We start from the raw sequence: 25,699 nt of genomic DNA, 5'->3' as shown, positions 1-25,699 counted from the left end.
CCGCATCCGCAGCGAACGACAACGACGCTGGGGCCAACCCGCTACTCAAGCAGCCTGACCCCAACACCGTGAACGTTCGTGGTCACGGCACTAGCTGGCCGGCGGCTCGGGGACGCACACCGGCCAGCTAGCCTCCTAGGACGCCTTAGCGGTGGTGACGCACCACCTCACACACGGCAAGAAGCCCGGTGTCTCGGGGGAGGAGCGAGTCAGCGCTTCGGGACAGGCGTGCCGAGCCAGCCGTCGCGCACCTCGCGGCCGGCGAGGGGTCGGTCCAGCCGGATCCGGACGGACCGGGTTTCGGCGGGGTCACCGCCCGACCACGACCGCGAGGGCGAACGCATCGAGACGTGCAGGATGACCGTGCCGGCATTCTCCTGCGCGGTCGCTCGGTGCACCACGAAGTCGGGGTGGGCCTCGACGAGCGCCACGATCACGTTAGGGTCGTCGGTGCTGTCGTACGCCTCGACGGAAACCTTCTCGGTGATCGGCCAGAGTAGATCGCGTGCCACCGGCACCGCTCCGACCGCGAGCACCGTGAGGAGTACGAGGGCACCGGCCCGGGGTCGCCGCAATCGCTTCATCGCCGCCTCCTAGGAAGCCGTCCAGCTTGGCACGCCGCGACCACCACTTCAAGCCCGTGTGCGAACCGAGCTCGCGTGACCAAGCGCCGGTCCGGGCGGGAGGCGCTCTACTGGCGTACCGCGCTGGGCGCGGCCCTGGTGGATGCCGGCCGCGCCGGGTGATGGTGCGATGCCCGACCCCGAGGTCACCCAGGTTCGGCGGCCCGCCAGAACTGGCGGGGCGCGTACCCCTCGCGGCGCAGCCAGTGCTCGGTGTACACGATCCGGTCCGCCGGCACCACGACCAGCGGCCCGGTCGGCGGCTCGTCCAACGACCGGGACCGCTCCACGTGGTCGGACTGCCACCGGTACGCGGGCCAGTGGTGCTCGAAGTCCGGGTCGCCGAGGTGGAGTACCCGGGCCCGGCCGAAGACCTGCGCCCCACGGCTGCTGGCCTGCCCGACCAGTGGAGCGAAGATGCCGATGGAGACGCGTGCGTCGGCGGCGATGTTGCGCATCTTCGGTGAGTTGGCCACGGCGGTGAACATCACCGTCAAGTCGAGGTGGAAGTAGCGGACCGGGGTGGCGAGGGGGCCGTCCGGACCGGTGGTGGCCAGGACGCACATGTTCTGTGCGGACAGCAGGTTGAGGATGCGCTCCTCGAGCCGGTCGCGGTCGAGGCGGGCGGTGGGGGAGGGACCGGCAAGCCAGGGGCTGGTAACGGGCATGGGTGATCTTCCCATCCGGCGGCTGCCTTCGGCATAACCCGGTCGGCGGGAGCCGCCGGCCCTGGTAGGTTCGCTGGCCGTGACGGGGACCGCGGGGGATCGGTTGGACGGGCGCTTCGCGCGGTTGTGGGCGGCGAGCGCCATGTCGGCGCTGGGCAGCGGGATGGCCATGGTGGCCGCGCCGCTGTACGTCGCGTCGCGCACCGACGATCCGCTGATCGTGTCGATGGGCGCGGCGGTGGCGTGGCTGCCGTGGCTGCTGTTCGCGCTGCCCGGCGGGGTGCTCGTGGACCGGGTCGACCGGCGTCGGCTCATGGTGGTGATCGACTGGGCGCGGGTGGCCGTCCTGGCGGTGCTGGCCGCCGCGATGGTCACCGGCCGGGCCGGGATTCCGCTGCTGTACGCGGTGCTGTTCGTCGTCAACGCCGGCGAGGTGGTGTTCCGCACCGCCGCCCAGGCTGTCGTGCCGGCGGTGGTGCCCCGGTCGCGTCTGGAACGGGCCAACGGCTGGTTGGGCGGCGGCACCCAGGTCATGCAGAACATGGTCGCCGGTCCGCTCGGCGGGTTCCTGTTCGTGGTGGCCGCCGCCATCCCGTTCGGTGTCAACGCCGGCACGTACGCGCTGAGCGCCGTGCTGGTCGGCCTGGTCGCCGGGACATACCGCGGCTCGCCGGAGCCGGGCGAACGCCGCTCGGTGCGCGCGGAGGTGGCCGAGGGGTTCCGCTGGCTGCTCTCGCAGCGGTTGCTGCGCACCATGACCCTGCTGATCGGGCTGTTGAACGTCACCCTCACCGCCGCGTTGGCGGTGCTGGTGCTGCTGGCCACCCAGCGGTTGGGTCTCGGCTCGGTCGGCTTCGGCGTGCTGTTCACGTGTATGGCGGTCGGCGGGCTGCTCGGCTCGGCCGTCGGGGACCGGCTCGTCGCCGTGGTGACCGCGACCTGGACGGTGCGGATCGGCCTGGTGATCGAGGCGGGCCTGCATCTGGCTCTGGCCGCCTCACGCAGCGCGGTGGTGGTCGGTGCGGCGCTGTTCGCGTTCGGGGTGCACGGCGCGCTGTGGAACATGGTCGCCAATTCGCTGCGGCAGCGGTTGACCCCGCCCGCCCTGCAGGGCCGGGTGGGCAGCACGACGTTGTTCCTCGCCGCCGGTGGCAACTGCCTGGGTGCGCTGCTCGGCGGGGTGGTCGCCGACCGGTTCGGGATCACCGCGCCGTACTGGGTGGGGTTTGTGGTCGCGCTGGCGGTGATCGCGATGACCTGGCGGGTCTTCGACCGGGCGACGGTCGCCGCCGCGTACACCGATCCTGCCCCCGCAGCGCCGGAAAGCCCGGCGAGTGTCGCCTGAGGAGCCCCAGTGTCGTTGCTGTCCGTACCGCCGCTGTTCGCCGCGCTGGAGCCGGCCCGCACCGTGCTGATCGCCGGCGCGGGCGGCGGTTTCGACGTGTATGCCGGGATCCCCCTCGCCGTGGCGCTGCGCGAAGCCGGTCACACGGTCCACCTGGCCAACCTCTCCTTCACCCAGCTCGAGCTGCTCGACCTGGACGTCTGGGCGGCGCAGGACGTCGCCGCTGTCACCCCGGACACCGCCGGTCCGGACGACTACTTCCCGGAGCGTGCGCTGGCCTGTTGGCTTGCTGCCCAGGGCCTACCGTCCACCGTGTACGCCTTCCCGAAGGTCGGGGTGCAGCCGCTGCGGAACGCCTATCGGCACCTGGTCGACGCGCTCGGCGTGGACGCGGTGGTGCTGGTCGACGGCGGCACCGACATCCTGATGTGCGGCGACGAGGCCGGCCTGGGCACCCCGGTCGAGGACATGACCAGTCTCGCCGCGGTGGCCGGGCTCGAGGTGCCGGTGAAGCTGGTGGTCTGCCTCGGGTTTGGCATCGACGCGTACCACGGGGTGAACCACACCCAGGTGCTGGAGAACATCGCTGCGCTGGATCGGGACGGGGCTTACCTGGGCGCGCTGTCGATCCCGCGTACCAGCCGGGAGGCCGAGCTGTATCGGGACGCCGTCGCGTACGGGCAGGCGGCCACCCCGCTGAGGCCCAGCATCGTGCACGGGCAGATCGCCGCCGCTACCCGGGGTGCTGACGGTGACGTGCATGTCACCCGGCGGACCCGGGGCAGCGTCCTGTTCGTCAACCCGCTGATGGCGATCTACTTCAGTTTCCAGCTTGACGGGCTGGCCCGCCGCTCGCTCTATCTGGACCGGCTGGAGCACACCGTCGGCATGCGACAGGTGGCGTCCCGGATCGAGGACTTTCGCGAGGATGTCGAACGACGCATCCCTCGGGCCTTCCCGCACTGACCGTCGGGTGAGGCGTCGACGGGTCGTGGATCTTCGTGCTCCGCTCCTCCCATGTCGGCCTGTCGCTTGCTCGCCGCATATCGGGGCAAACGGTGCTGGCGCCGTGGGCCAGAGGTGTGGCAGCGTGGCCGGGTGAACCGCGTACCCGTCGACGTCGACCTCGCGCTGGTGGGCGGGGGTGGCGCCGCCTCCCTGGTGCTCGCGGCCTTGGACCGGCACGGCGTCGCCGGCCTGCGGGTCGCCGTGGTCGACCCGGTGCGCAAGCGTGGCCAGGACCGTACCTGGGCGTTCTGGGGTGCCCCCGGCGGTGACCTTGACCCGGTGCTGAGCGCCAGCTGGTCGCGGGTCGATGTGGTCACGCCCGCCGGCCGCCGCGTCCTGCCGCTCGCCCCGCTGCGGTACGCGATGCTGCGCTCGGCCCCGGTCTACGACCGGGCTGCCGCGGCCGAGCGCCGACTGGGCGCGGTACGGATCGGCGCGCCGGTCGGCGCTCTGCACGACGACGGGCAGCGGGTGACCGTTCACGACCCGGACGGGCGGGTGCTGCTGCGGGCCGGCTGGGTGCTCGACTCCCGCCCCCGCCCGCCGCGGCGGCCCGGGCGGACCAACTGGTTGCAGCATTTTCGGGGTTGGTGGCTGGCGGCCGAGCGGCCCACCTTCGACCCGGGCCGGGCGGTGCTGATGGACTTGCGCACGCCGCAGCCCGCCCGGGGCGTCTCCTTCGGCTACGTGCTCCCGGTCAACGATCGGTACGCCCTGGTCGAGTACACCGAGTTCTCCCCGGCGGTGCTCACCGACGCGGCGTACGACGTGGCGTTGCGCGGGTACGCCGGCCTGCTCGGCCTGGACCTGGCCGCGTTGCGGGTGCGCGAGGTGGAGAACGGGGTCATTCCGATGACCGATGGCCCGTTCGTGCCTCGCCCGTCGCCCCGGGTGGTTCGGCTCGGCACCGCCGGCGGCGCCACCCGCCCGTCGACCGGTTTCACGTTCTCGGCCATGCTGCGGCAGGCCGACCAGGTCGCCCGGGCCCTCGCGGCCGGTCGGCCGCCGGTGCCGGCGCCCGCGTATCCCGGGCGGCACCGGTGGCTGGACGCGGTGGCGCTGCGTGCCCTGGATCGGGGGCACGTCGGTGGGGTGGAGTTCTTCGCGCGGCTGTTCGAGCGCAATCCGCCGGAGCGGGTGCTGCGGTTTCTCGACGGCGTCACCACGCCGGCGGAGGAGTTGGCGGTGATGCGGTCGAGTCCGCTGGTGCCGATGACCGGTGCGGTGTTGGGGGACGCCGCCGACCGGCTGCGCGGACGGCTTCGCCGCGACCGGGTGCCGCAGTAGGGCGCGGCCCGACCGCCGTTACCGGCCGAGTTCCCGGGCCACGGTGTCCCGGACCAGCAGCCGCAGCTGCTCCATCGGGTCGCCGTCGCCCGCGCCGAGCCGGTTGCGCACCGCCGCCACCGTCAGCCCCAGCTCGGGGTACGCGAACGCGAGGCTGCCGCCGCTGCCGGCGGTGCCGAAGGAACCGTCGTCGACCGCGTACCCGAGGCCGAAGGTGACCTCCTGCCCGAACACCCAGTCCTCGGCGCGGACGGCCACCGCCGACACCTCGCGGAGCCGCTCGGGCGAGATCAGGCGTACGCCGTCGACCGGGCCGAGCAGTGCCGCGTACATCCGGGCGACCGCGCGGGCGCTCATCGTGCCGACGGCGGGCACGTCGGCGCGGAGCACGTCGGGGCGGCTGCCGATCGTCGCGTCGGGTCGGACGCCGGGCGGGGCCACCGCGTCGAAGTTCGGCAGGTTGGCGCTGGCGTATGCGATCATGGCCGACAGGCCGGCGTCCTCCAGTCGGGCCAGCCGGGGCAGGTCGGCCTCCGGCACGGCGAGGAAGAGTTCGTCGGGTACGCCGAGCGGCCCGGCCACCTCGTCGGCGAGCACCTGGGAGATCCGTCGGCCGGTGACCCGCCGGACCACCTCTGCGACGAGCCAGCCGAATGTCCACGCGTGGTACGCGAGCCGTTCGCCGGGGGCCCACCTCGGTTCGGCGTCGGCGAGCAGCGTGCACATCCGTTCCCAGTCGGTGAAGTCCGCGGCGGTGATGTCGGCCGGCAGTGCCGGCAGCCCGGCGGTGTGGGTGAGGGTGTGTCGTAGCGTGATCCGGTCCTTGCCGTGGCGGGCGAACTCTGGCCACACTTCGGCGATGGGCAGGTCGTAGTGGAGTCGTCCCCGTTCGGCCAGGATGTGCACCACGGTGGCGGTGAGTCCCTTGCCGGTGGAGAGCGTGTGCACCGGTGTGTCGGCGGTGAGCGGCCGACCGGTGGTGGCGTCGGCCAGGCCGGCCTGCTCCTGCACGATCGGCTGCCCGTCCAGGTAGGCGGCCACCTGCACGCCGGTCTCCCGGCCGGAGGCGACCAGTTCGTCGATCGTGTTGCGCACCTCGGCCCGCAGGCCGTCCCAGTGTCCGTCCACGTCCGCCCACCCTGCCAGGCCGCCGTGCCGGTGTCGTGGGAATTACCGTCGGTGGCGGGGCGGGTGGGTCGGCTGGTCCGGTCGGTAGGCGTACCGGGTAGGTTGCCGGCATGGTGGAGGCGGCGACCGGTCGGGTCGTGGAGATTTGGACCGACGGGGCGTGCAGCGGCAACCCCGGCCCGGGTGGTTGGGGTGTGGTGTTGCGCTGGGGTGACCACGAGCGGGAGCTGTGCGGTGGCGAGGCGACGCCGACGACGAACAACCGGATGGAGTTGACGGCGGCGATCCGCGCGCTGGAGAGCTTGACCCGGCCGGTCACCGTGCGTCTGCACACCGACAGCACGTACGTGCGCAACGGCATCACCGGCTGGCTGGCGTCGTGGAAGCGTAACGGCTGGCTGACCGCGGCGAAGCAGCCGGTCAAGAACGCCGATCTGTGGCAGCGGCTGGAGGCGGCCTGCGTCCGGCATGACGTGACCTGGCTCTGGGTGAAGGGCCACAACGGGCATCCGGAGAACGAGCGGGCCGACGCGTTGGCCAACCGGGGCATGGCCGAGGCCCGGGCGGAGGCGGTCGCCGCCCGCTGACGGCGACGGGTTGTGTCGAACCCGGTCGATGGGTAACGTGGCGGGTCGATGCCGTTACGGACAGTCGCTACCGGAGGTGTTCGCGTGACCGTCGCGCCGCTCACCGACCTGCCGCTGTGGCCGCCGATCAACCTCGACCGCGATCCGCTGGTGCCGCTGGACGCGGCGGAGCGGCACCGTTTCTCCGGGCCGGTCACCCGGGTCCGGCTGCCCACCGACGCGACCGCCTGGCTGGTCACCCGGCACGCTGACGTCCGGCGACTGCTGCGCCATCCCGACTTCAGCGCCGACCTCAGCCGTCCGGGCTTCCCCCTGTTGCGGCAGCTGGCCCCCGGTCCGGACAACCGGCGGGGCGGCTTCATCCGGATGGACGGTGCGGAGCACTCCCGGCTGCGTCGGATGCTCACCGCCGAGTTCATGATCAAGAACGTGCGGCGGATCGAACCGCTGATCCGGCAGACGGTGGACCGGGCCCTGGACGAGCTGCGCGACGCCGGCCCGCCCGCCGACCTGGTGGCGCACTTCGCCCTGCCGGTGCCGTCGATGGTGATCTGCCACCTGCTCGGCGTCCCGTACGCCGACCACGACTTCTTCCAGGAGCGCAGCCGGACGCTGATCGACCGCGACACGCCACCGGAACGCGTCCAGCGGCACGTGCGGGAGCTGCGCGACTACCTGCACCGGCTGGTCGAGGCGAAGGTGGCCGCCGGCGACCGCACCGACGATCTGCTCAGCCGGCTGGCCCGCGACCGGGTCGACACGGGTGAGCTGGCCGTCGACGAGTTGGTCGGCATGGCGGTGCTGCTGCTCATCGCCGGTCACGAGACCACCGCCAACATGATCGGGCTGAGCACCCTGCTGCTGCTGCGGCACCCGGCCCGGTACGCCGCCCTGCGCGACGACCCCGGGCACGCCGACGGTCTGGTCGACGAGCTGCTGCGCTGTCTGAGCATCGTGCGCAGCGGTCTGGGGCGGCTCGCCACGGCGGACGTCGAGATCGGTGGGCAGCGCATCCGGGCGGGGGAGGGCGTGATCGCGGTGATCTCCCTGGCCAACCGCGACCCGGGCGTCTTCGACGGGGCGGACGAGTTCGACCCGTACCGGCAGGCGCAGCAGCACGTGGCGTTCGGTTTCGGCGTGCACCAGTGCATCGGTCAGCCGCTCGCGCGGGCGGAGCTGCGGATCGCCCTGGTGGAGCTGGCCCGACGGTTCCCGCGGCTACGCCTAACCGACGAGGCGGGGCGGCTGTCGACCCGGGACGCCTCGGTCGTGTACGGCCTCGACGCGCTGCCCGTGGCCTGGTAAGGCGAGGAGGTGGCCATGCGGATACGGGTGGACCGGGACCGCTGCTGCGGGTCGGGCAATTGTGTGGTGACCGCGCCGGAGGTCTTCGACCAGGACGACGAGGACGGCCTCGTGCTGCTCCGCTTCGCCGAGCCCGCCCCGGACGTGGTCGACCGGGTCCGGCGGGCCGTCGACCTGTGCCCGGCCGGTGCGATCCGCCTCGACGCCCCGCCGCCCCGGGCCGGGTAACTCCACGTTTGCTGGCTGGGTCAGCGGGGCGCGTCCGGGTGCGTCGGCATGGACGAGCCACCGGCGCTGCTGCCGGACGACCCACCGGCCACCCCGGAGCCGTCGTCCTCGGTGACCAGGTCCGGCTTCGGTGTGCCCGGCTCGGGCGCCGGTACGTCCGTGTCCGCGTCGACCTGGACCAGCCGGGCCTGGCCGGCCTCGTCCTCGGCGTGCGCCGGATCGATCGGCTGCTCGCCCTGGCGTGCCCGATACTCCACCCTTCCGCCTCCTGTCGGTGCGACGTGACGCCGACTCCGGCTACCCGGCTCCTGGGCCCCGAAACGTGCCGCCGCGGCCGGAAGGCACTCGGCGGCGGGCCGTCAGCGCCGGCGGCGTGCAGCGGGGGCCCGCCCGCGCGGGGGCCGCACCGGGGTGATCGCCAGCGACCAGTGCGCGGGGCGGCGTACGCCCGGCGGCAGGACCGTCCGCTGGTCGCCGCGGGCGGCGTCGACCTGCGACTGGTGTAAGAACAGGCACCGCCCCAGGTCGGCGCCGCGCAGGTCGGCGCCCCGCAGGTCGGCACCGGTCAGGTCCGCCGCGCCCAGGTCGACCTCGCGTAGGTCCGCGCCGATCAGGCAGGCCCCGCGTAGGTTCGCCCCGGACAGCCCGGCCCGGCGTAGGTCTGCCCCGATCAGCGTCGCCCCACGTCGGTCCGCGCCCGCCTGTCCGGCCCGGGCCTGCTCGCCGGCCCGGGACAGCAGCCGGTTGACCCGGTCCCGGTGCGCGTCGACGTCCAGCGCGAGCAGTTCGTCCGGGCTGCCGTCGGTGAGTCGCCACGTCTGCGTCAGGGTGGCGGCCAGGTCGTCCCGCAGCGGCCCGGGCGGGGTCAGCGCGAGGGCCTCGGTCAGGTACCAGAGCAGCTCGTGCAGCGGCCGCATGACCGCGAAGGTGTCGAACATGCCCCGGGCGATCGCCGGGTCGCCGCGCCAGTCCCGCCCGCCGAAGGTGCCCTGCGCGACGTGCTGGCCCGCGCCGAAGCAGTCGAAGACCGTGCAGCCGGGGAAGCCTCGTTGGCGCAGGTCGCGGTGGATGCCGCAGCGGGAGTCCCCGCGCAGGTTCGGGCAGGGCTGGCCGGCCGGCTTGTCGATGGCGAAGTCGGCGGAAGCGGCGAACGCCGGCGCGACGCAGCAGATCCCGAAGCATTGGGCGCAGTCGGCCCGCAGCTCACGCCCCCCGCTTGCCGCCACGTGCCGTTCCGCTGCCTCGGACACCCTGCCCGGCCTCCCGTCGTCTCGCCACCGCCGGCCGTGACCGGCCGCGCCCGGGGTGCCATTCTCTCCGGGCCGCGGCAGGAGGCCGGCCGCCGGGGTGGACGGACCCGCGGCGTCCGTTTTGCCCAGGGGCGCGGTGTGAATCCGTATCGTAGCGGTGAGGAAGGGGGGCGGCGAGATGGACGAGGACGCGCGGGAGCAGGCCCTGCTCACCGCCGCCAGCACCGAACACTTCGTGCTCCAGACCTCCCGCAGCGCCACCATCACCGAGTCGGTGGGCCGCGCGACGATCTTCATGTCGATGCTCTCCGCCGCGCTGATCGGGCTGGGCTTCGTCTCCAGCAGCGGCCACCTGCTCAAGCCGTACCTCGGCGCGGTGCTGCCGACCCTGGTGATCACCGGGCTGCTGACCTTCGCCCGGCTGGTGCAGAGCACGGTGGAGAACTCGCTGGACCTGCAGCGGATGCAGCGCATCCGCGCCTGGTATCACCGGCGCTTCGCCGGCGACGAGGACTTCTTCGCAGACGCCGTGGTGGGTGAGGGCGGCATGCGGGCGGCCGCGGCAGCGGTGGGCAGCTCGCGGAGTCGGTGGCAACTGCTGTTGACCACGGCCGCCCTGGTCGGTGCGGTCAACTCGCTGCTGATCGGGCTCGGCTCCACCCTGCTGGCCGGGTTGTCCGGTGCCGCACCCGGCGTGGCGATCGGGATCGGCATCGTGGTGGTACTGGCCGCCTTCGCGGTCCAGGTCGTGCACATCAACCGGGCCTCGATCTTCCTGGAGAAGTGAGCCGGGGCGCGGCGCCCGCGCTGCGGGCCGCGATCACCCCCATCGTCACGATCGCCGGGCCGGTGTAGCCGCCCTCGAACCGGGTAGCCCGGGCGTCATGGAGCTGGTCGAGGAGTCGCCGTACCGGTTCCGGATCGACCGGCATGATCCGATGCGGGTGCCGGGCGTGGTCTTCGCGTCCCGGTCGCTGTTGCCGGACGCCGGGGCGGACCGGTCGCTGGAGCAGGTGGCGAACGTGGCCACCCTGCCCGGCATCGTCGGCGCCTCCTACGCCATGCCGGACGTGCACCTGGGTTACGGCTTCCCGATCGGCGGGGTCGCCGCCACCGACGTCGAGGCCGGCGGAGTGGTCTCGCCCGGCGGGGTGGGCTTCGACATCTCCTGCGGCGTGCGGCTGCTCGCCGCGGGCCTCGACCGCGCCGAGCTGCGCCCCCGCCTCGACGCTTTGATGGACAGCCTGAGCGAGGCCACCCCGCGCGGCATGGGCAAGGGCGCGGTGTGGCACCTGGCCGACGGGACGGAACTCGACGCCCTGCTGCGCGGCGGTTCCCGCTACGCGGTCGAGCGCGGCTACGGGGTGCAGCGTGACCTGGACCGGTGCGAGGACTACGGCGCGGTCGACGACGCGAACCCGGCCCAGGTCAGCGAGCGGGCGGTGCAGCGGGGCGCGGGCCAGGTCGGCAGCCTCGGCTCGGGGAACCACTTCCTCGAGGTGCAGGCCGTGGCGCAGGTGTACGACGAGCCGGTGGCCGACGCGTTCGGGCTACGGGTCGGGCAGATCTGCGTCATGATCCACTGCGGGTCGCGCGGGCTCGGCCACCAGATCTGCACCGACTACGTGCACGCCATGGAGAAGGTGATGCCCGGGTACGGCATCCACGTGCCCGACCGGCAGCTCGCCTGCGCGCCGGTGTCGTCCCACGAGGGGCGGGCCTACCTTGGCGCGATGGCCGCCGCGGCGAACTACGCGCGGGCCAACCGGCAACTGCTGCACCACGCTGCCCGCCAGGTCTTCGAGCGGCTCGTCGGGAGCGACCTCAGCCTGGTGTACGACGTGTCGCACAATCTGGCGAAGATCGAGACTCACGGCGTGGACGGCGGTCAGCGGCGGCTCTGCGTGCACCGTAAGGGCGCCACCCGGGCGTTGCCGCCGGGCCACCCGGACCTGCCGGAGGACCTGCGTCCGGTCGGGCAGCCGGTGCTGATCCCCGGGTCGATGGGCACCGACTCGTACGTGCTGGTCGGCACGCCGGGGGCGCCCGCCTTCGCCTCCAGCTGCCACGGCGCCGGCCGTACCCAGAGCCGCAAGCAGGCCACCAAGGCGGTGGGTGGGCATGATCCGCGCCGGGAGTTGGAGGCGCGGCACATCGCGGTACGGGGCAAATCCCGGCGCGGGCTGGCCGAGGAGATGCCGACCGCGTACAAGGACATCAACGCCGTCATCGAGGCCACCGAGGGAGCCGGACTCTGCCGGCGGGTGGCCCGGCTCGTGCCGGTCGGCGTGGTGAAAGGCTGACCCGCGACCACGAAGGTTCGGGCTGGCCTCATGGTCTCCTTGGGCTCGGCGTTCCGCCCTGACCCTCTCAGGTTCTCGTGCGCAGGAGGTCGAAGGCCGCGAACCACAGGCTGTATGGGTTCGCCAGGTCCGGGTAGACGGCCGTCATTCGGTCGATGAGCTCGGCCGGGGTGGAGCTGCGTTCCAGCGCTACCTCGAAATCGGCCAGATATCGGCGGCTTTCGCCGATCTGGCGGCGGGCGTCGTCGTCGATGGCCCGGGGGTTGCGGTGGCCGGCGATGAGAGTGTCGGCCTCCAACGCCGCCACGGCATCCAGAGCGCGGGCCCAGCCGGCACGGGAATCGGGTGTAGATTTCGCTAGCCACATGTGCGTCTGGTTGTAGACAACGTCGCCGGAGACGATCAGGCTCAGGTCGGAAACGTGGACGACGCTGGAGTGCCCGGTGTCGGTGGTCCCGACGGGGATCACGGTAGCCCTCGAGCCTCCAATGCAGAGCGTGGTATCCGCCAGCGGCGCTGGCGAAAGGGGCTTGCCGGTGAGCTGTCCCGGGAAGAACCCGCCCCAGATCTGCATGTACCCGGGTGAGATCTGCTCTTCCATCCCGGGGATGGACTCGGCCAGGGCGGTCGGCCTGGCTTCCGGGAATGCCGTCAGTATCTCCGGAAGCCCGAGGAAGTGATCGGCGTGGGGATGCGTGATGTATATGTACTTGAGCTCGCTGCCGTGAGCCTTCACCCAGGCTGCGAGGTCCTGCCCCTCCTGGATGGTGATGAGGCAGTCGACCAGCAGGGCACTGCCATCATCGCTGATCAGGGTCGAGGTGCTTGGCGGCCAGGTCGCTGGGCCGACCGCCTCCTCGAAACCCGGCACCGCGCTCGGGATCGGCTTCGGATCCACCACGAATACGTCAAAGTCAAGGCTCATCGTTTCCTCCCGGCAGCCGCAGGCTCCGGCGCACAGCCAAGCCGAGGTCGCTTTCCCCCTGGGTTGATGGTCAAACTCCATCTCGCGGCGGCGGGAGTATCGGTATGTCGACTGCGTCGCGGCCGACCCGGCCGTCTGCAGGCGGCCCGCAAGCAGTTCGCGGGGCTGAACGGCCTTCGGATCATCTTGGCGGTGCCGCTGCCTGTTCAAGGATCCATTCCTTGGCGAGCGTGGTCCAGATCGCGGTCTCGCCAGCACTTTGAGCGAGGCCAAGACTGTGCGGGCCGTGGGCGAACACGTGCACTGCGTGGGGAACCCGGTTGGCTGCGAGCGCCGATGCTAAGCGATAGGTGTGCTCGGGAGGGACGGACGGGTCTTCTGCGGTGTGCCACACGAAGAACGGCGGCGACTGAGGCCGGACAAGCGAATCCAGCGAAGTCGATCGGCGCAGTTCGGGGCTGGCGTCCTCACCGAGAAGGATCAGCCGCGCGGGTCGATAGGTCTCGGTCTCCATTGAGGTGATCGCGTAACCAAGTACCGCGAAGTTAACCGTCTCGTCGGGCGCGGCGCCTGGTGCGAGGGCGGCCAATCCGGCGAGATGGCCTCCCGCTGAGAATCCTATGAGCCCGATGCGCTGCACACCCCGCGCCCGCCGACGGGCGATCTCCGCGCGCAGCGCGTTGAGTGGTTCCGGGTGCCGGACATTGAGCGGATAGCGGAACACGTTGACCTGCACGCCTATGTCGCCGAGCCACCTGGCCACCGGCTCGGCTTCGTGCGCGGCGTGTTCGGCGTACCCGCCGCCCGGCAGAACGATCATGTGCGTGCCGGCCGCCGCGAAACTCATGGAGCTGCCCTTCCTCCGCTAGTGAGGGTCGCCGAGGAATGCCTCGACATCAGCGGCAAACGCCGTGTGGTGTTGGAACATGAATCCGTGCGCCGAGTCGAGATAGATCTTTACCCGAGCCTGCGGAATCAGGCCGGCAAGCAGGTAGGAGTAGTGCGGCAGGATCATCGGATCGCTATCGCCGTTCGCCACGAACACCGGCATCTCCAGGCAGCTGAGCCGCTGGAGCTTCGCGTGATCGGGGATTCCCCACGCGCATACCGCGTCATACTGCGCTTCACGAGTCGCCCAACTCGTTGCCGCGTCCCGGTCCTCGGTTCGGGCATACATGCGCCGCAGGGCCTCCTGGCCGGCCTGTCGGCTCGACGAGGATTGGGCGAAGAAAACTCCGAGGTATTCGGCCGGGCTGGTCTCGGGTCTGCCGACGGCGCCGATGACGTCGGGGGCCCAGCCGTGCATGCCGGCAGCGCCCTGCGGGGCTGCCGATGCAAGGACGAGCCTTCTTACGATGGCCGGCCTGATCAATGCAACCTGCTGTGCGACGAAGCTGCCGATGGAGAACCCCAGGAGGTCGGTCTGGTCGATGCCCAAGGCGGTGATAAAGGCGATGGCATCGTGTGCCATCTGTTCCACAGTGTTCGGTGTCGTCCCGGTGGAGCTGCCGACGCCGGTGTTGTCGAAAGTGATGAGACGCCGGGCCGAGGCCAGCGTGTCGATCAGCGCTGGATCCCAGTTGTCGAGGTTTCCGCGGAAGTGCTGCAGAAGAATGAGCGGCACGCCGCCGTCGGTGTTCGGAGCAGTGTCGCGGTACGCGTAGTCGATGCCGTTCGCGCCCCTGACCATTCTGTTTGGCAGGCTGGAGTACGAGTTGTCGTGGTGTGCCGAGCTGGTGCCGTTGTCGGTGGTAGGCATCTGAATCACCTCCTTTTCAGTTCTGCTGCGGGGTTGCCTGCGGTACTGATGACCCTGGCCGAGTCCCACGTGGGTGTGCTTCATGGCCCGAGCGAATCCGCACCGGAGAGGCGGCGGAATCCGCATGTTGACTGCACGTCGCGCAGCGGCGCGCGTTCGGAAGGCTCGTAAGAAGCCAACGAGGGGGCTTGGTTGAGCCCGGCCGTACGCCAGATGATCGCGTGCCCGCGTCCGCTATCAACAGCACGGCGGGAGTCAGCCAGCATGACGAGCAGGCGGTAAACGGTGGCGCTGGGCGGCATGATCCGGGCCTGAACGCCTTGCACGATCAGAACCGGGACGGTGATGCGGGTAACATCAGCGCAGGAGTCTTCCCGAGACCCGATCGTGCAAACCAGCGCCGCCTGTACCTGCGGAAATGCCGTCCGTGCCGGTCAGGCGGCGGCGGGGTCGGCGCGGGGGGTGGACCTGACGGGCGAGTTGGGTCTGGCGTAGCCGACGGTGTCGAAGCATCTGGCGTGTCGGTGTGACTGCGGCCTGGTGGACTACCGGTCGGTGTGGCGGTCGTCGGTGTACTCGCTGACCTTGCCCGGAGCTACTGGGCCTGGACTACTGGGAGCCGGTGGTCAGACGTCGAGCGTCACGGCGCAGGACCAGCCGTCCCGGTCGGGTCCGAAGCGCAACTCGTGCAGGGCCACCGCCTTGGGCACCGCGCCGACCAGTTCCACCGCGTCGGCGTCCACGGTCCACCACCGCACCAGCAGCCCGCCGCCGTCGGCCGGTCGTACCTCGGTGGCCAGCGGCAGCACGCCCGCCGTCTCCAGCCGGAAGATCACTTCGTCGAGGACGGCGACCAGCATGTCCGCGTCGTCGCCGGGCGGCACGGCGAACTGGGTCTCGGCGGCCGCGTCCGCGCCGGCGATGTCGACGAAGCCGTCGAGCATCGCGGTCACCGCCTCGGCCACGCAGCCTTCCCGGTCCGGCGCCCATGCCTCGATCCGCACGTCGGCGGTGTGCGGCACGTTCCGGTGCCCCCGCGCCGGTCGTCGCTCCATGACCTGATCATGCCGCCACCGGTCGGCCGCCCACCGGTTTTCTCGCAGCTCGGCGAGGCCGGGTCGGCGCGGACCGACGCGCCCGCCGGCAGCCGCTGTCGGGCGTGTCCTCAGCCGGCCGCCGCCCGTGCCGTCGAGAAGACCGGCGCGTCGGAGGTCAGCACCGCCGTCCGGGCCGACGTTCGCCACCCGTCCTCCAGGGCCGACGACAGTTCCGCGAGCATCCGGGGCACCATCTCCGCCGCGCCGTCGTGCAGCGCCTCGACGACCACCAACACCTCGACGGTGTCGTCGCGGACCGCCGACCAGCCGCTCTGCCGGTGCGTCCAGCGCCGGGAGTGCGCCCGGCCGGCCGAGTCCGCGAAGACCACCTCACCCGGCTCGGGGCGCTCGTCGTCGCCACTGTCGAGAGTCAGGTAGGTCTCGTCGCCGGTCGCCGGTCGCACCGCCAGGTCGCCGGCGATCCGGTCGACGTCGAGGACGGCCACCGGCACGGCGTACCCGAGGGAGAGGGCGTTGCCCAGGTCGACCAGCGGGTGCAGCCGAGGTAGGGAGCCGTCGCGGCGGAAGCGACGCAGCAGTGACTCGGCAGCGCACCGGTAGCGGGTCGGCGCCAGCCCCATCCGCGTGAAGGCCCGCCGCCACGCCTGGATCTCCGGGAAGCCGCCCTCCGGGCCGCCGGCGAGCCGGGCCCGGGCGGTGTCGGCGTGCCGGGCGAGCAGCGGGCCGACGTCGACGGCAGGGGTGACGCCGGTGGCGTGCAGGACGCCGCAGACCAGCTCCGGAAAGGCCGACCAGACCTGCGGGGAATGCCGGAAACGCACGTGGGCTCCTAACGGGCGGTGAGGGCCAGGCCGAGGCCCAGCGCGAGGAAGCTGCCGGCGAAACCACGGCGCAGCAGCGCGATCAGCCGGGGCCGGGCGAGGACCCGACGCCGCAGCGTGCCAGCCAGCACACCGAGGCCGGCGAAGGCGCCGAGCGTGATCAACATGAAGACCCCGCCGTGCAGCAGCATCCGGCTGGTGGCCGCGGGCGCGTCCGGAGGCACGAACTGCGGCAGGAACGCCACGAAGAACACGGTCACCTTCGGGTTGAGCAGGTTCACCAGCACCCCGTCGCGGATCACCCGGGCCGGCGGTCGGGGCGGGTGGCCCTCGTCGAACGGCAGCGGGCCCCGGTCGCGCAACGCGGACCAGGCCATCCACAGCAGGTACGCCACCCCCAGCCAGGTCACCACCCGGAACGCCGGGGTGCCGGCGCGCAGCACGGCGGCCAGACCGGTGACCGCCGCCGCCAGATGCGGCACGAGGCTGATCGTGCAGCCGACGGCGGCGAGAAGTCCGGCGCGCCGGCCCGCGCTGAGCGCGGTGGACAGCGTGTACACCACCCCGGTGCCCGGGGTGGCCACCACGACCAGCGTGGTCAGCAGAAAAGCGATGCTCACACGCACCAGCCTGCGCTCACAATGGACCCGTGGACAGGGCCAAACCGACGCCGGTCGAGGAGTCCATAACGGCTGGCGCAGATTTCCTCCAGCTCGATGTGGGCCAGGCCCCGCCCGGTGGGCGCGCCGACTGGCTCGCCGCCCGGCTGCGCGCCGCCATCGCCGACGGGCGGGTGCCGGTGGGCGCCCGCCTGCCGGCCAGCCGGGTGCTCGCCGCCGAACTGGGCGTCTCCCGGGGGGTGGTGACCGAGGCGTACCAGCGGCTCACCGAGGACGGCCACGTGGTGGGGCGCGGCCGGGCCGGCACCGTCGTGGTGGCCACGCCCGCCGCGGTGGCCACCCCCGCACCACGGCCGCCCGCCCCAGCCGAGGTGTTCACCGGCCGGCCGGGCACCGACATCTTCGACGCGCTGCGTACCGCCCCGGCGGAGCTCGACCTGACGCCCGGCGTACCCGATCTCGCGGCCTTTCCCCGCGCGGCCTGGCTACGTGCGGAACGCGCGGTGCTGCACCGCCTCGCGCCCGCCGCTTTCGGGTACGGCGACGCGACCGGCACGCCGGCGCTGCGGCTGGCGGTGGCCACCTGGCTGGCCCGCAACCGGGGCATCCGGGTCGACCCGGCCGAGGTGGTGATCGTCGCCGGGGTGACCCAGGCGCTCGGCCTGCTCGCCCAGGTGCTGCACGCCGACGGCGTCCACACCGTGGCCGTGGAGGACCCCGGCTCCCTCGGCGTACGCCAGCACCTGCGCAACTGGCGGCTGGACACCCCGCCCGTCCCGGTCGACGGGCGCGGCCTGCGCGTCGACCGGCTGGAGGCCAGCGGCGCCCAGGCGGTGATGCTCACCCCCGCCCACCAGTTCCCGACCGGGGTGGTGCTGGACGGGGAGCGGCGCCGCCGGCTGCTGCGCTGGGCGCAGCGGGGCGGCCTGGTCATCGAGGACGACTACGACGCCGAGCACCGCTACGACCGGCCGCCCGTGCCGGCGTTGCGCGGCATGCTCCCCGAGCGGGTCTGTTACACCGGCAGTGTTTCCAAGCTGCTCGCCCCGGCACTGCGGATCGGCTGGGTGCTGGTGCCGCCCCGGCTCCACGCCGCGCTGGTGGCCGCCAAACGGATGGCCGACCTCGGAAACGCGGCATTGCCGCAGCTCGTGCTGGCCGAGCTGATGGACTCCGGCGCGCTGGAAGGCCACCTGCGGCTGCTGCGCCGGCGGCACGTACGCCGCCGGGACGCGATGATTCGGGCGATCCGCGACCACCTGCCCGGGGCGGTCGTGCACGGCGCCGCCGCCGGCCTGCACCTGATGGTCACCCTCGACGCCGGCGTCGATGACGTCACGCTGGCCGCCGCGGCGCTGCGCCGGGGTGTCAAGGTGCAGCCGCTGTCCTGGCACGGGCAGCTGCCGCAGCCACCCGGCCTGGTCCTCGGCTACGCCGCCAACCCGGCCGGCGACATCGAGCGCGGCGTCGCCACCATCGCCGCAGCCCTCCGTGACCTCCCTGACCACCCCAACCCCTTCGGCGCGCGCCGGTGATCAAGGAGTTTGCGTCTGCGAGGAGATCAACATTGACGCAAACCCCTTGATCAACGGCAGGAAGGGGCGGGGTGGGGGCGGTAGAGGGCAGCGAGGGCAGCGGCGGTGGTGGCGAGGCGGTCGCGTAGCGGGGCGGGGGACAGGACCTCCACCTCGGCGCCGAGCCGCAGCAGGTCGCCGTGGGCGTGGGTGAGCGACTCGATCGGGATGACGGCGTACACCCAGCCGGCCTGGTCCGGCGGGCCGGCCGTGGCGTCCACCGCGGCGACCACCGGATCCGTGGCGATCTCCCGCAGCCGTTCCCGCCCGCGCGGCGAGAGCCGGATCGTCGCCTCGTCCCGGTGCAACCGGGCCCGGAAGTCCGCCACGTGCGCCCGCCACCAGCCGGGCAGGTCGAACTCGGGCCGTTCGAACGGCTCGTCGAGCGGAGTCAGGTCGAGGATCTGGTTCACCCGGAAGGTGGCCGGTTCGGCCCGGTCCGGGCGGGCCGCCACCACATACCAGCGGCCGCCCTTGAGCACCAGCCCGTACGGCTCCAGGATCCGGGTCACCTCGCCGGTCCAGCTGCGGTAGCGGACCCGGACCCGGTGCTGCCGCCACACCGCGTCGGCGGTCGGGGCGAGGTACGGCGACGGGTCGCCGTCGGAGTACCAGCCCGGGGTGTCCAGGTGGAAACGCTGTTCGAGGCGGGCGGCCCTGTCGGCGAGCGGGGGCGGCAGCGCGGCCCGCAGCTTCAGCTGGACGGCGGCGACGACCGACTGGTAGCCCAGCTCGGCGGCCGGCCCGGGCAGCCCGGCGAAGAGCAGGCGGTCAGCCTCCTCGGCGGTGAGCCCGGTCAGCCGGGTCCGCCAGCCGTCGACCAGCTGGTAGCCGCCGGCGTGGCCGGCCTCGCCGTACAGCGGGATGCCGGCGGCGTGCAGCGACTCGACATCCCGGTAGATGGTGCGGACCGAGACCTCGAGGCGGCGCGCCAGCTCGGCGGCGGTGAGCCGGCCGTGGGCCTGGAGCAGCAGCAGGATCGACAGGAGGCGACTGGCACGCATTCCGCTGACAGTAGTTGTCAGGGGACGGGTCCTACCGTCACGGACATGGCATTCCACGACAAGGAACTGACCGTGCCGCGGGCCGTCGAGGTCGCCAGCCGGCACGTCAAGCGCTACCACATCGACCAGCCCGACCGCCGCCTCGAACCCGCCGTGGTCGAGGCCGCGTACGCCTACCTGCCGAAGCTGCTGCCCGCACCGGACGGAAGGACCCCACCGGCGAGTTGGGTGGTGCTGCACCGGGGCGGCGACAGCGGGGCGTACCTGCTGGCGTACAGCTGGTTCTGGGACAACGTGGTGGAGTGCCGGATCGCGGTCGCCGGCCAGCCCGCGCTGGACTGCCCGGACGACGATCCCGCGCACTTCGTCCCGCTGGACCGCCCCGGCGTGGGCTGCGTCTGGGAACTGGGCGTGCTGGAGCACGAGCGCAGCGCCTGGATCCGCCATGTGCTCGCCCCGGACGAGCCGGACCTGGCCGGCTACCTGGCCGACACCCGCGCCGAGGGGCCGGTGGGCCGCTGATGGGCGACTTCGACTTCTTCGTCGGCACCTGGGACGTGACCAACCGGCGGCTGACCAAGCGGCACGTCGGCAGCGACGACTGGGACGAGTTCCCCGGCATCTCAGTGCCCCGCTCGTTCTTCGACGGCCGGACCGGCTGACGGTCAGGCCGGTGGTGCCGCTCGGCGGCTCCCGGTCGTCGCCGGCCGAGCGCCGCGTTCGCCGGTCGCGCGTCGGCGCGGTACTGTCCGGGCACCGCCGCCCGAATCGGAGACGCCATGGCCGACCACGTCGACGTGCTCATCGTCGGTGCCGGGCTCTCCGGTGTCGGCGCCGCCGTGCACCTGCAGCGCGACTGCCCGGGCAAGACCTACGCGGTGCTCGAGGCCCGCGACGACGTCGGCGGCACCTGGGACCTGTTCCGCTACCCGGGCGTCCGCTCCGACTCCGACATGTTCACCCTCGGCTACTCGTTCAAGCCGTGGACCGACCCGAAGGCGATCGCCGACGGCCAGGCCATCCGGGAGTACGTGCGCGAGGCCGCCAGGGAGCACGGGGTACGGGAGCACATCCGCTTCCACCACCGGGTGCTCCGCGCCGAGTGGGACAGCGGCACCGCCCGCTGGACCGTGCACGCCCACCGCGACGACACCGGCGAGGACGTCGTCCTGACCTGCGCGTTCCTGTTCACCTGCGCCGGCTACTACCGCTACGACTCCGGCTACACACCCGAGTTCCCGGGCGTCGACCGGTACACCGGCCGGCTCGTGCACCCGCAGCACTGGCCGGAGGATCTCGACTGGACCGGCAAGCGGGTGGTGGTGATCGGCAGCGGCGCGACCGCGGTCACCCTGGTCCCGGCGCTGGCGCAGCGGGCCGGCCACGTCACCATGCTCCAGCGCTCACCCACGTACGTCATCGCGCTGTCCTCGCGCGACCCGCTCGCCGACGCGCTGCGACGCTGGCTCCCGGCGAAGGCCGCGTACCCGGTGGTGCGCTGGAAGAACGTGCTGATGGGGGTGGCCACCTTCCAGCTCAGTCGGCGCGCCCCGGGCCTGGTGAAGAGGTTCCTGCGCCGGGCAGCCCAGGGCCGGCTGCCGGTCGGGTACGACATCGACCGGCACTTCGTGCCCCGCTACGACCCCTGGGACCAGCGGATGTGCGTGGTCCCCGACGGGGACCTCTTCACCGCGGTCAGCCAAGGGCGCGCCTCCGTGGTCACCGACGCCATCGACACCTTCACCGAGCAGGGCATCCGGCTCGGCTCCGGCGAGGAACTGCCCGCCGACATCATCGTCACCGCCACCGGTCTCGACCTGCTCGCCCTCGGCGGCATGGCCGTGACCGTGGACGGCGTCGAGGTGGACCTCGCCCGGACGGTGGCCTACAAGGGCATGATGCTGTCCGGCGTGCCCAACTTCGCCATGACCATCGGCTACTCCAACGCCTCGTGGACGCTCAAGGCGGACCTGGTGGCCACGTACGTCTGCCGGCTGCTGCGCCACCTCGACGCCACCGGCCAGCAGATCGTCACTCCGCTGGCTCCCGACTCCGGCGAGCTGGCGCCGATCATCGACCTCAAGTCCGGGTACGTGCTGCGTGCCGTCGACCGGCTGCCCAAGCAGGGCCCGAGGGCGCCCTGGCGGCTGCACCAGAACTACCCCCGGGACGTGCTGCTGATGCGGCACGGCCGGCTCACCGACGCCGGTGTCCGCTTCTCCCGTGCCGGCGCGTCCGCCACCGGTGTGGTCGACGCCGCCCGGCCCACCGCACCCGTCGCCCGAGGCGAGAGGAACTCTCCGTATGCGTGACTTCGTCTTCCCCGGCGGCACGGCGGTGGTGACCGGCGCGGCCAGTGGCATCGGCGCGGCCCTCGCGCACGGGCTGGCCCGGCGCGGCGCCGACCTGGTCCTGCTGGACCGGGACGCCGAGCGGCTCGACGCGGTGGTCGCCGCGATCCGCGCCGCCCACCCCGACCGGCGGATCGACACCCATCTGGTCGACCTGGCCGACGCCGACGCCACCGACCGGGTGGCCGCCGAGCTGCGCCGGCGGCACCCCCGGATCCGGCTGCTGGTCAACAACGCCGGGGTGGCGTTGGGCGGCCGGTTCGACCAGGTCACCCTGGAGGAGTTCCTCTGGGTCGTCGAGATCAACTTCCGGGCCGTGGTTCGGCTCACCCACGCGCTGCTGCCCGCGCTCAAGGCCGAGCCGGGCGCTCACCTGGTCAACATCTCCAGCCTGTTCGGGCTGATCGCGCCCGCCGGCCAGGCCGCCTACTCGGCCAGCAAGTTCGCCGTCCGCGGCTTCACCGAGGCGCTGCGGCACGAACTGGTCGACGACGGCGTCGGGGTCACCTCGGTGCATCCCGGCGGCATCCGGACCCGCATCGCGGCCAGTGCCCGGGTGGGCAGCGGCGTACCCCGCGTGGAGTTCGAGGCCGCCCGCAGGCAGTTCGAGAAGCTGCTCCCCATCGACCCGGCGAAGGCCGCTGAGGTGATCCTGCGCGGCATCGAGCGCCGCCGGGGCCGGGTGCTGATCGGCTGGTCGGCGAAGCTGCCCGACCTGCTCGCCCGGGTCGCCCCCGCCTCGTACGGGAAGGTCCTGGCGCTCGCGACGAACCGGCGCGGCACCCGGGCGCCGGCGCCGTGGCCCGCGCCAGAGCCGGTGACGCCCGAGTCGGACCGGGCATCGTGACCGTCGCCCCGCCGCCCGCCGACACCCTGACCGTGGCCGGCCGCCGGATGCGCTGCCGGATCACCGGCGACGGCCCGCCGGTGGTGCTGCTGCACGGCATCGGCCGCACCCTCGACGACTTCGCCGCCCAGCACGAACTGCTGGCCCGCGACCACCGGGTGATCAGCGTGGACCTGCCCGGCCACGGCGGCAGCGCGCCGCTGGACCCGCCGCACGCCCTCCCCGCCCTGGCCGCGGCCGTCGCCGAGACCCTGGACGCCGCCGGGGTCACCGGCCCGGCGCACCTTGTCGGCAACTCCCTCGGCGGGGCGGTGGCGATGCGACTCGCCGTCGACGAACCAGCCCGGGCAGCGAGCCTGGTACTGGTCAACAGCGCCGGCTTCGGTCGGGAGGTCACCGTCGCGCTGCGGCTGCTCGCGCTGCGCCCGCTGGGCCGGCTGTTGCTGCGCCCGCACCCGGCGATCGCCCGCCGCACCGAGCGGGTAATCTTCCACGACCCGGCGTACGCCACCGAGGAGCGCATCGCCGCCGCCCTCGCGGTGGCCCGGCAGCCGCACGCCGCCCGGGTGATGCTGGAACTGGTCCGCAGCCTGGGCACCTGGCGGGGCGTACGACCGGGGTGGCGGGAGGAACTGCTCACCGCGGTGGCCGCGCTGGACCTGCCCACGCTGGTCGTCTGGGGCGACCAGGACCTGATCCTGCCGGCCAGCCACCTGGCGAACGCCCGCGCCCGGCTGCCGAGGGCTCGTTGCCACCTGTTCCAGGACACCGGGCACATGCCGCAGATCGAGCGGGCCGCGGCCTTCCACGCCCTGGTCACGGAGTTCTGGTCGCGCCCCGCCGCCGGATAGCGGGTCGGCGCGCCGACTCATCCCGCGAACTGTTCCCGGACGAGGGCCAGCAGAGCGCGGTGCGTGTCGGGGTCCGCGGCCACGAGCAGCCCGCCCGCGCCGGTGTGCAGCGGCCGGCCCCGAATGTCGGTCACCACGCAACCGGCGGCCTGGCACAGGGCGATCCCGGCGGCGAAGTGCACGCTGTCCCGCAGGTCGCCGTCGGTCACGTACGCCGCGCGCCGCCCGGCGGCCACCCAGGCCACCGCGAGGGTGGTGGAGACCACCCGCGGCCGGAACCGCGTCACGAACTCCGGGTGCGCGAGCAACCGGGCGGCCTGGAACGCGGGACCGTTCGGAAACGGCGGGTCGAGGTTGACGTCCACCAGCCGCGACTCGGCGGACGGTGCGAGCGGCTCGTCCACCCCGTCGCGGCGGACCTGGGCCGGGCCGCCGTCGGTCCAGAACACCTCCTCGGCGAACGGGTCGGCTGAGGCGGCCACCATGGTGCCGGTACCGGTGCGCAAGGCCACGTTCACCGCGACCAGCGGCATCCGCGCCGCGTAGTTCAGCGTGCCGCACAGCGGATCGACCAGCCAGGTGTGGCTGGCGGTGGTGGGCCCGGTGCGTCCGCTCTCCTCCCCGAGCACCGCGTCGTTCGGCCGGGCGGCCCGGATGACGTCGAGGATCGCCTGTTCCGCCTCGATGTCGGCGGCGGTGGCGAAGTCGCCCCCGCCCTTGTCCACGCGCGCCAGCGACGCCCCGTACCGGGACCGCACCACGGCCGCACCTGCCTCCGCCGCGGCGACCGCCACGTCACGGTCCATGATCGACATCTTGGCAGGATAGACCGGCTGGCTCGGGAGGTGCGCAAACGCCCGAGGCGGGAACACGACGGTCATGGCCGAGGTGACCCTCTTCCTCGCCGGCGACGTGATGACCGGCCGGGGCGTGGACCAGATCCTGCCGCACCCGGGGCCGCCCGCGCTGCGGGAACCGGCCGTCACCGACGCCCGCCGATACATCGAGCTGGCGGAGTCCGTCAACGGTCCGGTGCCGCGACCGGCCCCGCCCGAGTGGCCGTGGGGCGAGGCGCTGCGCCTGCTGGACGCGCTGCGCCCAGACGTACGGATCGTCAACCTGGAGACGTCGGTGACCGGGCGCGGCGAGTACGCCCCCGGCAAGGACATCCACTACCGGATGCACCCGGCGAACCTGGCCTGCCTCAGCGCCGCGCGGCTCGACGTGTGCGCGCTGGCCAACAATCACGTCCTTGACTTCGGCCCGACCGGGCTGGCCGACACCCTCGACACCCTGCATGCGGCCGGCATCCGGACCACGGGCGCCGGTCGGGACGCCGACGAGGCGTGGCGGCCGGCTGTGGTGCCGCTTCCCGACGGCCACCGCCTGCTCCTCTGGTCGGTCGGCGCCACCTCCAGCGGGGTGTACCCGCAGTGGGCCGCGGCCGACGGGCGGCCCGGGGTGGCGTACCTGCCGGACGTGTCGGCGGCGTCGGCCGCCGCGCTCGCCGAACGGATCGCCGGGGAGGCCGGCCCGAGGGACCTGGTGGTGGTCTCGGTGCACTGGGGCTCGAACTGGGGGTACGAGGTGCCGCCGGAACACGTCCGCTTCGCGCACACGCTGATCGACGCTGGGGTGCACCTGGTGCACGGCCACTCGTCGCATCACCCGCGCCCGATCGAACGGTACCGGGGGCGGCTCGTCCTGTACGGCTGCGGCGACCTGATCGACGACTACGAGGGGATCGGCGGGCAGGAGTCGTACCGGCCGCAGTTGCGGCTGCTGCACCTGCCCACGCTCGACCTGGACACCGGTGAGCTGCGCCGGCTGCGCCTGGTGCCGGTGCGGATGCGCCGGATGCGGCTCGAACCGGCCGCCCCGGACGAGGCCCGTTGGCTGACGGAACTGCTCGACGGGCTCGGCACGCCCTGCCGGACCCGGTTCACGCTCGCCGACGACGGCCTGATCACCCTGGGTACGGAGTGAGCGGCCCGCCCCGTCACGTTCACTTCCAGATCTTGGAGGGTTGCCGTTCGCCTCGAACGGCAACTCTCCAAGATCCGCAAGACGCCGCTGGCCGGCACCCCGGGTTCGGGGTGCCGGCCAACGTGTCGTTCAAGCGGGGTCAGCTGTTCCAGTACTGGGCGACCAGGTCAG

28 protein-coding genes and 1 pseudogene are annotated in these 25,699 nt (G+C 72.8%); 16 read left to right on the top strand and 13 right to left on the bottom strand.

The window, feature by feature from the left end; all coding sequences use genetic code 11:
• Positions 1-209: 209 nt before the first annotated feature.
• Positions 210-584, bottom strand: a complete 375-nt coding sequence (locus AB0C02_RS31770; RefSeq protein ID WP_357552827.1) for a hypothetical protein — start codon at positions 582-584, stop codon at positions 210-212.
• Between the two features lie 185 nt (positions 585-769).
• Positions 770-1,291, bottom strand: a complete 522-nt coding sequence (locus tag AB0C02_RS31765) for a pyridoxamine 5'-phosphate oxidase family protein (protein ID WP_357552826.1) — start codon at positions 1,289-1,291, stop codon at positions 770-772.
• Positions 1,292-1,370: 79 nt separating this feature from the next.
• On the opposite strand from AB0C02_RS31765, the gene AB0C02_RS31760 reads away from it, so the two are divergent.
• The 3 genes from AB0C02_RS31760 to AB0C02_RS31750 all read left to right on the top strand — a co-directional run bounded on the left by AB0C02_RS31760 (position 1,371) and on the right by AB0C02_RS31750 (position 4,931).
• Entirely contained in the window at positions 1,371-2,636 is a 1,266-nt protein-coding gene (locus AB0C02_RS31760) for an MFS transporter (RefSeq protein ID WP_357552825.1), read from the top strand.
• Positions 2,637-2,645: 9 nt separating this feature from the next.
• Positions 2,646-3,602: a DUF1152 domain-containing protein gene (locus AB0C02_RS31755; RefSeq protein ID WP_357552824.1), complete on the top strand. Its 957-nt coding sequence runs from the start codon at positions 2,646-2,648 to the stop codon at positions 3,600-3,602.
• 114 nt (positions 3,603-3,716) lie between these two features.
• Entirely contained in the window at positions 3,717-4,931 is a 1,215-nt protein-coding gene (locus tag AB0C02_RS31750; RefSeq protein WP_357552823.1) for a lycopene cyclase family protein, read from the top strand.
• 18 nt (positions 4,932-4,949) lie between these two features.
• Here AB0C02_RS31750 and AB0C02_RS31745 read toward each other — a convergent pair whose 3' ends face one another.
• Positions 4,950-6,059, bottom strand: coding sequence for a serine hydrolase domain-containing protein (locus AB0C02_RS31745; protein WP_357552822.1), 1,110 nt, complete (start codon positions 6,057-6,059; stop codon positions 4,950-4,952).
• 110 nt (positions 6,060-6,169) lie between these two features.
• Between AB0C02_RS31745 and rnhA the strand changes: the two genes are divergently transcribed.
• The 3 genes from rnhA (at position 6,170) to AB0C02_RS31730 (ending at position 8,179) form a co-directional block, all read left to right on the top strand.
• The gene (gene rnhA, locus AB0C02_RS31740; protein WP_357552821.1) at positions 6,170-6,646 is read left to right on the top strand and encodes a ribonuclease HI; all 477 of its coding nucleotides are present in this window, start codon (positions 6,170-6,172) and stop codon (positions 6,644-6,646) included.
• Between the two features lie 84 nt (positions 6,647-6,730).
• Positions 6,731-7,951, top strand: a complete 1,221-nt coding sequence (locus AB0C02_RS31735) for a cytochrome P450 (protein ID WP_357552820.1) — start codon at positions 6,731-6,733, stop codon at positions 7,949-7,951.
• A 15-nt stretch (positions 7,952-7,966) separates the two neighbouring features.
• Positions 7,967-8,179, top strand: coding sequence for a ferredoxin (locus AB0C02_RS31730; protein ID WP_357552819.1), 213 nt, complete (start codon positions 7,967-7,969; stop codon positions 8,177-8,179).
• A 20-nt stretch (positions 8,180-8,199) separates the two neighbouring features.
• Here the strand turns inward: AB0C02_RS31730 and AB0C02_RS31725 are convergent, their stop codons facing one another.
• Entirely contained in the window at positions 8,200-8,436 is a 237-nt protein-coding gene (locus AB0C02_RS31725) for a preprotein translocase YidC (RefSeq protein WP_357552818.1), read from the bottom strand.
• Positions 8,437-8,538: 102 nt separating this feature from the next.
• Positions 8,539-9,405, bottom strand: coding sequence for a pentapeptide repeat-containing protein (locus AB0C02_RS31720; protein WP_357552828.1), 867 nt, complete (start codon positions 9,403-9,405; stop codon positions 8,539-8,541).
• 181 nt (positions 9,406-9,586) lie between these two features.
• Between AB0C02_RS31720 and AB0C02_RS31715 the strand changes: the two genes are divergently transcribed.
• Together AB0C02_RS31715 and AB0C02_RS31710 are read left to right on the top strand one after the other, a co-directional pair.
• The gene (locus AB0C02_RS31715; RefSeq protein WP_357552817.1) at positions 9,587-10,216 is read left to right on the top strand and encodes a hypothetical protein; all 630 of its coding nucleotides are present in this window, start codon (positions 9,587-9,589) and stop codon (positions 10,214-10,216) included.
• 97 nt (positions 10,217-10,313) lie between these two features.
• Positions 10,314-11,732 carry an RtcB family protein gene (locus AB0C02_RS31710; protein ID WP_357552816.1) on the top strand — a complete coding sequence of 473 codons (1,419 nt, stop codon included), beginning with the start codon at positions 10,314-10,316 and terminating at the stop codon, positions 11,730-11,732.
• 67 nt (positions 11,733-11,799) lie between these two features.
• Here AB0C02_RS31710 and AB0C02_RS31705 read toward each other — a convergent pair whose 3' ends face one another.
• The 3 genes from AB0C02_RS31705 to AB0C02_RS31695 are packed head-to-tail and all read right to left on the bottom strand — an operon-like array spanning position 11,800 to position 14,416.
• A complete protein-coding gene (locus AB0C02_RS31705; RefSeq protein WP_357552815.1) occupies positions 11,800-12,867 on the bottom strand; it encodes an MBL fold metallo-hydrolase in 1,068 nt (355 codons plus the stop codon).
• The gene (locus AB0C02_RS31700) at positions 12,839-13,504 is read right to left on the bottom strand and encodes a prolyl oligopeptidase family serine peptidase (RefSeq protein ID WP_357552814.1); all 666 of its coding nucleotides are present in this window, start codon (positions 13,502-13,504) and stop codon (positions 12,839-12,841) included. The genes AB0C02_RS31705 and AB0C02_RS31700 overlap by 29 nt, the downstream gene beginning before the upstream one ends.
• An 18-nt stretch (positions 13,505-13,522) precedes the next feature.
• A complete protein-coding gene (locus tag AB0C02_RS31695; RefSeq protein WP_357552813.1) occupies positions 13,523-14,416 on the bottom strand; it encodes an alpha/beta hydrolase in 894 nt (297 codons plus the stop codon).
• Between the two features lie 447 nt (positions 14,417-14,863).
• Between AB0C02_RS31695 and AB0C02_RS31690 the strand changes: the two are divergent.
• Positions 14,864-14,998: pseudogene (locus AB0C02_RS31690) on the top strand (ArsR family transcriptional regulator); the annotation flags it as partial.
• 44 nt (positions 14,999-15,042) lie between these two features.
• On the opposite strand, the gene AB0C02_RS31685 reads toward AB0C02_RS31690, so the two are convergent.
• From AB0C02_RS31685 to AB0C02_RS31675, 3 genes are all read right to left on the bottom strand, one after another.
• Positions 15,043-15,471 carry an archease gene (locus tag AB0C02_RS31685; RefSeq protein ID WP_357552812.1) on the bottom strand — a complete coding sequence of 143 codons (429 nt, stop codon included), beginning with the start codon at positions 15,469-15,471 and terminating at the stop codon, positions 15,043-15,045.
• 110 nt (positions 15,472-15,581) lie between these two features.
• Positions 15,582-16,295 (bottom strand): phenylalanine--tRNA ligase beta subunit-related protein, encoded by a 714-nt coding sequence (locus AB0C02_RS31680; RefSeq protein WP_357552811.1) that lies wholly within the window; start codon positions 16,293-16,295, stop codon positions 15,582-15,584.
• Between the two features lie 8 nt (positions 16,296-16,303).
• Positions 16,304-16,915: a LysE family translocator gene (locus AB0C02_RS31675; RefSeq protein WP_357552810.1), complete on the bottom strand. Its 612-nt coding sequence runs from the start codon at positions 16,913-16,915 to the stop codon at positions 16,304-16,306.
• A gap of 29 nt (positions 16,916-16,944) precedes the next feature.
• On the opposite strand from AB0C02_RS31675, the gene AB0C02_RS31670 reads away from it, so the two are divergent.
• The gene (locus AB0C02_RS31670; protein ID WP_357552809.1) at positions 16,945-18,450 is read left to right on the top strand and encodes a PLP-dependent aminotransferase family protein; all 1,506 of its coding nucleotides are present in this window, start codon (positions 16,945-16,947) and stop codon (positions 18,448-18,450) included.
• Positions 18,451-18,500: 50 nt separating this feature from the next.
• On the opposite strand, the gene AB0C02_RS31665 is transcribed toward AB0C02_RS31670, so the two are convergent.
• Positions 18,501-19,493 carry a WYL domain-containing protein gene (locus AB0C02_RS31665; protein WP_357552808.1) on the bottom strand — a complete coding sequence of 331 codons (993 nt, stop codon included), beginning with the start codon at positions 19,491-19,493 and terminating at the stop codon, positions 18,501-18,503.
• Positions 19,494-19,538: 45 nt separating this feature from the next.
• Between AB0C02_RS31665 and AB0C02_RS31660 the strand changes: the two genes are divergently transcribed.
• The 5 genes from AB0C02_RS31660 to AB0C02_RS31640 all read left to right on the top strand — a co-directional run bounded on the left by AB0C02_RS31660 (position 19,539) and on the right by AB0C02_RS31640 (position 23,542).
• Entirely contained in the window at positions 19,539-20,015 is a 477-nt protein-coding gene (locus tag AB0C02_RS31660; protein WP_357552807.1) for a hypothetical protein, read from the top strand.
• Entirely contained in the window at positions 20,015-20,155 is a 141-nt protein-coding gene (locus AB0C02_RS31655) for a hypothetical protein (protein ID WP_357552806.1), read from the top strand. The genes AB0C02_RS31660 and AB0C02_RS31655 overlap by 1 nt, the downstream gene beginning before the upstream one ends.
• 117 nt (positions 20,156-20,272) lie before the next feature.
• Entirely contained in the window at positions 20,273-21,805 is a 1,533-nt protein-coding gene (locus tag AB0C02_RS31650; RefSeq protein WP_357552805.1) for an NAD(P)/FAD-dependent oxidoreductase, read from the top strand.
• Entirely contained in the window at positions 21,798-22,691 is an 894-nt protein-coding gene (locus tag AB0C02_RS31645; RefSeq protein ID WP_357552804.1) for an SDR family NAD(P)-dependent oxidoreductase, read from the top strand. The genes AB0C02_RS31650 and AB0C02_RS31645 overlap by 8 nt, the downstream gene beginning before the upstream one ends.
• On the top strand, positions 22,688-23,542 hold the full coding sequence (locus AB0C02_RS31640) for an alpha/beta fold hydrolase (RefSeq protein WP_357552803.1): 855 nt from the start codon (positions 22,688-22,690) through the stop codon (positions 23,540-23,542). Before AB0C02_RS31645 ends, AB0C02_RS31640 begins: the two co-directional genes overlap by 4 nt.
• Positions 23,543-23,559: 17 nt before the next feature.
• On the opposite strand, the gene AB0C02_RS31635 is transcribed toward AB0C02_RS31640, so the two are convergent.
• Positions 23,560-24,357, bottom strand: a complete 798-nt coding sequence (locus AB0C02_RS31635; protein ID WP_357552802.1) for an inositol monophosphatase family protein — start codon at positions 24,355-24,357, stop codon at positions 23,560-23,562.
• 64 nt (positions 24,358-24,421) lie between these two features.
• Here AB0C02_RS31635 and AB0C02_RS31630 point away from each other — a divergent pair, with 64 nt between their 5' ends.
• Positions 24,422-25,528: a CapA family protein gene (locus tag AB0C02_RS31630; protein WP_357552801.1), complete on the top strand. Its 1,107-nt coding sequence runs from the start codon at positions 24,422-24,424 to the stop codon at positions 25,526-25,528.
• Positions 25,529-25,699 lie beyond the last annotated feature (171 nt).

It is taken from the genome of Micromonospora sp. NPDC048999, assembly GCF_040649295.1.
Taxonomy (GTDB): Bacteria; Actinomycetota; Actinomycetes; order Mycobacteriales; family Micromonosporaceae; genus Micromonospora.
The sequence above is the reverse complement of the archived record's forward strand: the minus strand, read 5'-3'. Positions and strand labels throughout refer to the sequence as shown.